At 48.3% G+C, this 1,685-nt stretch carries 2 protein-coding genes; both read right to left on the bottom strand.

Going from position 1 to position 1,685, the window contains the following annotated elements:
- Nucleotides 1-1,203, bottom strand: a 1,203-nt coding sequence (locus NC99_RS07675; protein WP_053181794.1) for a PQQ-binding-like beta-propeller repeat protein, incomplete at its 3' end; no start/stop codon positions are given.
- 64 nt (nucleotides 1,204-1,267) lie between these two features.
- Nucleotides 1,268-1,685 (bottom strand): gamma-glutamylcyclotransferase family protein (locus NC99_RS07670; RefSeq protein ID WP_162231173.1); only part of this gene is annotated, 418 nt, incomplete at its 5' end.

Genomic DNA, 1,685 nt, shown 5'->3' with positions numbered 1-1,685 from the left:
TCCATGGCGTAGGTAAAGCTGGCCTTTATGAATAACCGGATGGGCAAAATGTTCTTTGGTTCCTTTTTTTAGTTTGAATGAGCTGATTGTTTTCAGCCCGTCAGCTGCCGGGTTGATTAACGACACGGTGCCCTTATCGCCATAAAAATACAGCAAGCTATCGGCAAAAATGGTACAACCGCGGCCAAGCCTTAAGCTGTCGGTTTGAGCGCCGGTTTCGCAATCAATCGCGATAAACTGATTTTTACGGTGGCTGCTGGCGTAAATCCGGTTGTCCAGCTTGACGACTCCACCCATATAATTGTCTAAATCGCTTGTGGCCCAGATTTGCTCCAGGGCTGTGCGATCGTCACTTAGCTGAAGTTTCACCCCGCAGTTTCCATCGCCTGCAGAATAATAAACCGAGCCGTTGTCAAACAAAATGGTATTGGCATGGGTGTCGCCCTTGCCCGGCTCGCGCTCTTCGGGTTTGGTATTGGTTTGTTCGTGCGTCCAAAGCAGTTCGCCGGTTTGAGCATCCAAGCCCAAAAGGTGATAGGCCGAGAAAGTTGCCAAAATGGTCCGCTTGTTCCATTCAAAAAGTTGTGGTGAGTTGTAGCCCGGGCGTTCGCCTTTACAACGGCTTGACCAAACCAAATCGCCGGTCATCCGATTTAAAGCCACTACGTTGTGTTCCGCACCGCCAGGCTGGCAATAAATCAAGTCGTCGTTGACCACAAGTGCCTGCGAAAATCCAAAGCGTGGGCTGACGCCATCAAAGTCACGCAGCATATTTTTGCTCCAGATTTCTTTTCCGGTCTCCGTATCGATGCAAGCGATATCACCCAATCCGGAGCAGACATAGATTAAGTGGCCAGCCAAAGTTGGCGCTCCGCGGCTGCCAGCAAAGTTTGTGGTCCATTCGCCTCCATAGCTCGTTCGCCAGACTTCTTTTCCATTTTGGTCCAGTTTGAATAAATAGCCGAGGCTGTCAATTTCTCCGGTAACATAAACAAACTCATCGGTCACAATCGGACTGCTGTAGCCATTACCTACGATTTCGGTTTCCCAAACTGTTGTTGGACCATCTGTCGGCCAGCTTTTCAAAAGCTTGGCTTCTTGATAAATTCCGGAGCGGTTTTCGCCACGCCACTGCGTTATTTCCGGTTGTTGCTTGCAGGCAAAGGCAATTGCCAGGAGAGCGAGCAGGAAGATTCGTTTCATAAAGTTGTTTTGGTTTTTCTTTAGAAGTCTGCAAAATCCATCCTGCATTACAGTTGGCCGAACGTTATCCTTGATTTCGGTGTGTGTCCAGCCAAATTCTGAACGCCTTTATTTCTTCCAGCATGCTTGCTCTGTCTTTTGGTTGCGTTAGGTTTGGAGGGCTTCCGCTGGCCTGATTTTGGCTATAAACAAAGGCGTTGGCTGGTCCATTTGCAGTTTGCACCTCCAAGGTTTCCCGCTCATAAAAAGGGACGCCTTCCCATAAATCTAGTATTTCCAATTCTTCCGAAGTAACTTCAACCAATTGACCTGCAACTTGACTACCTTGGCCAGGTTTCACAAACAAATAGCCGGATTCCAGATTAACCAGCAGTTCATAATCCAACAGCCGGGCGCTTTTATAAACCGGCTTACGTTGGAGTAGGTAGCCGAAAAACTCCGCATCGGCAATGGTTCCGTAAGCAAATAGAAAGTTTGTGTTC

It is taken from the genome of Sunxiuqinia dokdonensis, from assembly GCF_001270965.1.
Lineage (GTDB): Bacteria > Bacteroidota > Bacteroidia > Bacteroidales > Prolixibacteraceae > Sunxiuqinia > Sunxiuqinia dokdonensis.
Note: the sequence above shows the minus strand (reverse complement) of the source record. Positions and strands in the feature narration are given on the sequence as shown.